This window comes from Micromonospora sp. Mcm103 (genome assembly GCF_024519755.1).
GTDB classification, from domain to species: Bacteria; Actinomycetota; Actinomycetes; order Mycobacteriales; family Micromonosporaceae; genus Micromonospora; species Micromonospora aurantiaca.
The window spans coordinates 190,245-196,817 of sequence record NZ_JALJRJ010000012.1 but is presented as its reverse complement, the minus strand read 5'-3'; the positions used below and the strand labels follow the sequence as shown (position 1 = coordinate 196,817).

Annotated in this window: 6 protein-coding genes; all 6 read right to left on the bottom strand. The window is 70.9% G+C overall.

Annotated elements, in window-relative coordinates:
* Positions 1–69: 69 nt before the first annotated feature.
* Complete coding sequence (locus OC439_RS17180; RefSeq protein ID WP_262014301.1) at positions 70–1,386, bottom strand: alkyl sulfatase dimerization domain-containing protein; 1,317 nt, start codon at positions 1,384–1,386, stop codon at positions 70–72.
* 136 nt (positions 1,387–1,522) lie between these two features.
* The gene (locus OC439_RS17175) at positions 1,523–2,284 is read right to left on the bottom strand and encodes a sulfotransferase family protein (protein ID WP_262014300.1); all 762 of its coding nucleotides are present in this window, start codon (positions 2,282–2,284) and stop codon (positions 1,523–1,525) included.
* Positions 2,285–2,326: 42 nt separating this feature from the next.
* The gene (locus OC439_RS17170) at positions 2,327–3,175 is read right to left on the bottom strand and encodes an ABC transporter permease (protein WP_135239627.1); all 849 of its coding nucleotides are present in this window, start codon (positions 3,173–3,175) and stop codon (positions 2,327–2,329) included.
* Positions 3,172–4,092, bottom strand: a complete 921-nt coding sequence (locus OC439_RS17165; RefSeq protein WP_262014299.1) for an ATP-binding cassette domain-containing protein — start codon at positions 4,090–4,092, stop codon at positions 3,172–3,174. The genes OC439_RS17170 and OC439_RS17165 overlap by 4 nt, the downstream gene beginning before the upstream one ends.
* Before the next feature lie 127 nt (positions 4,093–4,219).
* Positions 4,220–5,473 (bottom strand): cytochrome P450, encoded by a 1,254-nt coding sequence (locus OC439_RS17160; protein ID WP_262014298.1) that lies wholly within the window; start codon positions 5,471–5,473, stop codon positions 4,220–4,222.
* A gap of 34 nt (positions 5,474–5,507) precedes the next feature.
* Positions 5,508–6,551 carry an SRPBCC domain-containing protein gene (locus OC439_RS17155; protein ID WP_262014297.1) on the bottom strand — a complete coding sequence of 348 codons (1,044 nt, stop codon included), beginning with the start codon at positions 6,549–6,551 and terminating at the stop codon, positions 5,508–5,510.
* Positions 6,552–6,573: the final 22 nt, after the last annotated feature.

Genomic DNA, 6,573 nt, shown 5'->3' with positions numbered 1-6,573 from the left:
ACACGACAGTGGGGGCGGTACCCGGATCCGGGTACCGCCCCCACTGTCGTGTCCGCCGTGTTCCCGGCGTCAGGGCGCCCAGCGGCCCCCGCGCATCGTCGACCACGGGTCGACGTCGTCGGCCTTGGCCTGGGCCTCGGCCTGCGCCCAGGTGTAGATGCCCTGCGCCATCAACGCCGGGGTCCCGGCGGCGAGCCGCCCGAACACGTCGGCGCGTGCCCGCTGCACGTCACGGTCCTCGGGAGCGCTCAACGCCGCCCACTCGGCGAGGTGACCGGCGAGGTCGAGCCGGCCGCGGTCCGCCGCGTCGAGGGCGCGCTCGGCCAGGCGGGACGCCCCGCCCGCGAGCTGCGCCACCTCGGCGGCCAGGTCGGCGCGCGGCGCCGGTCGCACGGTGGCCGGGTCACCGTCGTACCAGCCGCCGTAGGTGCGCCAGACGGTGCGGACGATGAACTGCGGATCGTCGTAGGTGGGGCGCAGCCACGGCTGGGCCAGCAGGGCGGACACCTCCGGCGTGACCAGGGGGGCGTGCAGGATCTCGTCGAGCGTGCGGCCCTCGTTCATCATCGCCACCACACCGTCGTGCAGTGTCGACAGCAACGTCGCCGACCCGAGCAGCGTCTCCCGGACGCGATCGGCACCGACCACCGGCAGACCGTGGCCGGGCAGCAGGATCTCGGCGCCGAGGCCGGCCATCCAGCGCAGCGCCCGCACCCACTCGGCCACGTGGCGGCGGACCTTCTGCGGGTTGCCGGCGTTGGGTGCCACCCAGGCGTAGAAGTCGCCGCAGCACAGGATGCGCCGGTCGGGCAGCCAGGCCATCGTCGCGTCGTCCGTCTCGCCGCGGCCGTGCCGCAGCTCCATCGTCAGATCGCCGTGCCGCAGCGTGAGCGTGTCGAGGTAGGTGCGGTCGGGCTCGCGATAGTCGGTCGGCCACGTGATGCCCGGAGCGCGGAACTGCCGGCGGTTGACTGTCGCGTTGTACCCGGCGGTCAGCCGGTACCGGGCGAAGCGCTCCGGCACGGCGGCGTGCGCCACGACCGAGATGCCGGGGTCGTGGCGCTCGGCGGCCTCCGCCTCGAACGGCGACAGCCCGAGGACGTGGTCGATGTGGCCGTGGGAGTAGACGGCGGTGACGACCGGCGCGGTGCTGCGTGCCCGCACCGCCTCGTGCAGCGCGGCCGCGGTGTTGCGGTCGCCGGTGTCGAAGAGGACCAGGCCGTCGGCCGTCTCGAAGACGTAGACGTTGCCGGTCGCCGCCCACATCCATACACCGTCGTCGATCAGGCGGAGCCCGTCCCGGCGAAGCTCACCCTTGTAGTAGGCGAACAGCGGCTCGTCACCGCGCCAGGCGCGGTCCGCGTAGTCCTCGAGTTCCTTGTCCATCGACACTCCCGGTCCGGTCGCAGGGATCGTGCAAACGGGTCGGCCGGACGAATGCAGGCCGAAGGCCGGCCGCGGCGGCAGCGCCGGACACGACCGGACTGCCGCAGCGGCCGGCGGGACGACCGGGACGGCGGCCTCAGCGGTTCTGGCCGGCCGCCTCCGGGGCGTCCTGCGTCCGCCGGAACCGGCCGACCGCGCGGCGCACCGGACCGGTCACCATGCGGGCCAGGCCGCGGGTGACGAACAGCCGGCTGTCCCGCTGGAAGGCATCCTGGTCGTTGTCGTGCGGGAAGGCGACGATGGGCACTCCCACACCGAGGAACTTACACAAGGTGGGCCATCCTTCCGATACTCGATAAACCAGGAGGCGCTCAGCCGGAACGCATTCCTGGACGTCGCGGATGTGCTTTTCGAACACCTCGACGGCGTATTTCTCGTCCTGAATCGGCCCGTCCCCGAAATGGCGGCGGAAAACACCGTCGAAGATCTCGTTGAACGCACCGAAACGCCGATCGAGGGCCCGCAGCGGCAACTGCATGGCGGGGACGAGGAGGCGGCTGAACAGATCCTGCCGGTACGCCATGAAAATGGTGCGCATGCACGAGCGGTGCCATTGCACCGGATCGCGCACGGTCAGGATGACCTTCGCCTCCGGGTACCGCTCCACCAACTCGCGCCAGAACGCCGCGGCGGGCCAGTCGACAGTGGACCGATAGCCGGCGAACACCTGGTCCCAGTCCACGTCGGCCCCGCCCACAGCCGCCTGCCAGTCGGCCAGCCGGGCGGGGTCCTTGAGGATCTCCTTCGTGTGGTACGTGGGACCCATCCCGAGAATGTTGAGAGCTTCCCGCAGCGAGGCGGTGCCGGTACGGCCGAAGCCGACGCCGATGACCTCCATGTCGTGGGTTCCTCCTGCCGATCGCCGGGTCGACCCCCACCGTCAGGTGCGCGCCGTGGCCTTGCGGAACAGTGCCGTCGCCAGTGGCACGAAGACCACCAGCAGGCCGAGCGACCACAGGACCGACGCCAGGGCGTCCCCGCCCGGTGAGACGCCGTTGAAGTAGTCGCGCGCCGCGTTGATGGTCAGCGTGACCGGGCTGTTGTCGCTGAACGGCCGCAGCCAGCCGGGCATCGACTCGGACGGCACGAACGCCGAGCTGACGAAGCCGAGCAGGAACATCCACGGCATCGCGGTGCTCTGCGCACCCTCGGCGCTGGAGGCGGTGACGCCCACGATCGACAGCACCCAGCAGAGCGCGAAGCCGAACAGCAGCAGCACGCCGATCCCCGCCAGCACCTGCAGGAACGTGCCGTGCAGCCGGAACCCGAAGGCGTACCCGACCGCACCGGTGACCACGAGCGCGATCAGGTTGCGGAAGGTCTCGGCCAGGGTGCGGCCGATCAGCACCGCGCTGTCGCTCATCGGCAGCGAGCGGAACCGGTCCATCATGCCGTTGCGGAGGTCCTCCGCGATGCCCACGCACATGCCGGCGATGCCGCCGAAGACGACGATCTGCCCGAAGACGCCGGGCAGCACGAACTGCTTGTAGTCGCCGCCCGGCACCGAGATGGCGCCGCCGAACACATAGGTGAAGAGGATGAAGAACATCATCGGCTGCAGGATCGCCGCCATCAGCTGGTCGGGGCGGCGCTGCATGTGCCGGATGTTGCGGCCGGCCAGCAGCAGGACGTCACCCACGAACCAGCCGGGCCCCCGCCGCTCGGGCGGCGCCTCCCACGCCGGCGTGGGGGTGTCCCGCTGCCGGGTCGTCGATTCGTCGACGGTCACTTGCCCTCTCCCTTCCGAGCGGACGACGTGGCGGCGCCGGCCGCGGCGGCGCGGCTGCCGGTCAGGGCCAGGAAGACGTCGTCGAGGGTGGGGCGCCGGACCACATGGGTCGCCACCCGGATGTCGTGGTCGGCCAGCCGGTTCAGCGCGTCGGCGACCCGGACGAGATCGTCGCCCATCCGCGCGGTGATCTGCGCCAGCGGCCGGTCGACGACGGGCTCCTCGGCACCCGGCGCCCGCAGCAGGGCGACCGCGTCGTCGAGCCGGGAGGGATCCTCCAGGACGAACTCCACACGGTCTCCGCCGACGCGCGACTTCAGCTCCGACGGAGTCCCCTGGGCCACCGCCCGCCCCTTGTCGAGCACGGTGATCGTCTTCGCCAGCCGGTCGGCCTCGTCCAGATACTGCGTCGTCAGCAGGACGGTGGTGCCCTCACGGACCAGCATCTCGATCTCGGTCCACAACCCGAGCCGTGACTCCAGGTCGAGGCCGGTGGTGGGCTCGTCGAGGAAGAGCACGCGCGGGCGGATGAGGATGCTCGTGGCGAGGTCGAGCCGTCGCCGGGTGCCGCCCGAGTAGGTCTTCACCTGCTTGTCGGCGACCTCGTCCAGACCGAAGCGGGTGAGCACCTCACCGGTGCGTCGGCGGGCCTCGGCCCGGCCGATGCGGTAGAGCCGGGCCACCAGTTCGACGTTCTCCCGGCCGGTGAGGACCGGGTCGACGGCGGCGAACTGGCCGGTGAGCCCGATCATCGAACGGACCCGCCCCGGCTGCTTCGCCGCGTCGACGCCGTAGATCTCGACGGTGCCGGAGTCGGCCCGCAGCAGAGTGGACAGAATCCGCACCGTCGTCGTCTTGCCGGCGCCGTTGGGGCCGAGCAGGCCCACCACAGTGCCGGGCGCGGCGTCCAGCGACAAGGCGCTGACAACCTTACTTTTGCCTAGCTGCTTGCTGATGTCTCGCGCTCTGATCGCGTCCGCCATGGCGACACCCTATCATCCGCTATATTTTCGCGCAGTTATCGAGCTTGCGTTTCGCGTAGTGTCAGTCGAGCTGACGGAGCCGTACCGGCAGCGACGCGAAGTCGCGGAGCGGTATCGTGCGCCGCCGCACCGGCGGGGCGGCCAGAACCAGCCCGGGAGCGGCGGCGCGCAGCCGGCGGAGCAACACGGCGATCTCCAGTCTGGCCAGACCCGCGCCGAGGCAGTAGTGGATGCCGGCGCCGAAGCTCAGCGGCATGGGACCGGTGCGGCCCGGGTCGAACACGTCCGCGTCCGGGAACGCCTCCGGATCCCGGTTCGCGGACCCGATCAGCAGCCGCACCTGGGACCCCTGTGGAACGACGACCCCGCCCAGTTCCACGTCCGCGCCGGTGAAGCGCAGGCCGGGTGCGACCTGCACCGACGACTCGAAGCGCAGCGTCTCCTCGACGAACCTGCGGGTGCCGTCCTCGGTGTCCAGCCAGCGTCCGCGCCCGGGGTCCTCCAGCAGCAGCAACATCGCGTTGTCGATGGCGGTGGCAGTCGTCTCGAAGCCGGCCGACCAGAGGGTGAACAGCAGGGTACGAAGCTCGGCGTCGTCGAGGCTGCCGTCCTCGGCGTCACGCACCTGCACGAGCGCCGAGACCAGGTCGTCCCGCGGATCCCGGCGGCGCTGCGCGATCATGGCGTCGAAGTAGGTGCCCAGCTCGCGGAACGCCTCGTCGGCCCGCCGGACCGCGTCGGGTGTCGCGGCCGGGTCGACGACGTTCATCATCTCGGGCACGTTGCGGGCCAGCGACTCGCGGTCCGGCTCCGGGATGCCGAGCAGGTCGGACATCATGTGCATCGGCATCGGCACGGAGACGTCGGTGTGCAGATCGACTGTGGCCCCGTCGACCAGCCGCTCCAGCACGTCCGAGACGAGCCGGTCCGACCACCGTTCCATGGAGGCCTGCATGTCGGCCACCCGGCGACTGGTGAAGCCGTGCCCGATCAGCTTGCGCAGCCGGGTGTGCTTGGGCGGGTTGCTGCCCACCAGCGAGCTGACCAGCACGTCGTACGCCTCGTGCTCGACGGCCTGCGGGAACATCTGCGCCATCGCGTCCGGGTGCGCGCCGGGGAAGACCTCGGCGTGCTTGAGCACGTACTGCACGTCGGCGTACCGGCTCACCAGGTACGCGCCGAACTGGCTGCGGTAGACCGGCGCGGTCTCGCGCAGCCAGGAGTAGATCGGGTACGGGTCGGCGGCGGCGGCCGGCGACATGAGCTGGATCAGGGCGTCCGGCGCCCCGGTCTCGACCTGGTCGGACAGGGTCATCGCAGCTGCCTTCCTCGGAGGGTGACGACGCGGGTCAGGTCCAGCCGTGCTGGTGCGACGGCGAGGGCCGGGGCGAGGTCAGGTTCTGCGCCCGGACCATCGAGTCGCGGAAGAAGCCGCAGATGATCTCGCGCTCCTCGCGCTGCAGCTCGGCCGGGAGGTTCTCCCAGTTGTCCACGAAGATCTGGAAGAGACTGCGGCCCACGCCGGCCGGCTCGATGTAGAGCTTGCCGTTGAGCTCGACCGGCCACGAGGCCCGGCGCAGGCCGAACTCCAGCCACGGCAGGTAGGAGGGGAACTGCTGGTTGGGCTCCACGTGGCGGTGCACCGACATCTCCACCACGCCGCTGGCGTCACCCATGATCAGCGTGAGCTTGTCGCCGTCGGTGAACGTGCCGAAGCGGCGCTGCAACCAGTAGCGCAGCGACTCCGGCTTGGTCAGCAGCTCCCAGGCGTCGTACGGCGTGGACTCCAGCTCGATCTGCACGTACGGGCCCATCCGCCGCCACGGCCAGCGCCACGTCGTGCCGGTACGCAGGTAGCCGGCGAGCTGGTCGAGAATCCCCGGCCAGCCGTTGCCGTTCCAGCCGCGCCAGTCCGACGGTGAGTTCAGGGCCTCCTCGGTCGCGGTGATCCGGGTGCCGCCGTCGCCGGTGGCGTCCAGTTCCCAGACGACCCGGGTGGCCGGTCCGACGCCGACCCAGCGCCAGAAGTACTTGAGCTCGGCGTGGCCGTCACGCGGCGGCTCCGCCACGAGCGGCCGGCAGTGGAAGAACTCGCCGTCCTCGAAGTCGAGCAGGACGTCGCTGCCGACGGCGGTCAGTGAGCCCCGGCACCGCGCCAGCCAGGAGCGGATCTCCTCCGGCGTGGTGAGCGCCTGCCAGACCCGCTCGATCGGGTTCGGGATCTCGACGACCGCGACGAGGCGTTCCCAGCGGTCCTGCACGATGGAGCGGGCCTGGATCGCGTTGAGCGGTGGAAAGGTGTCCAGGGCCCGCGACGGTTCGAGTTCGGCGAAGTCCGGCCAGGACGTCTCCGTGGTGTGTGCTCCGTTCAGCTCTGCCGATTCGACGGACACGGTCTGCCTCCCTGGGGTGCGA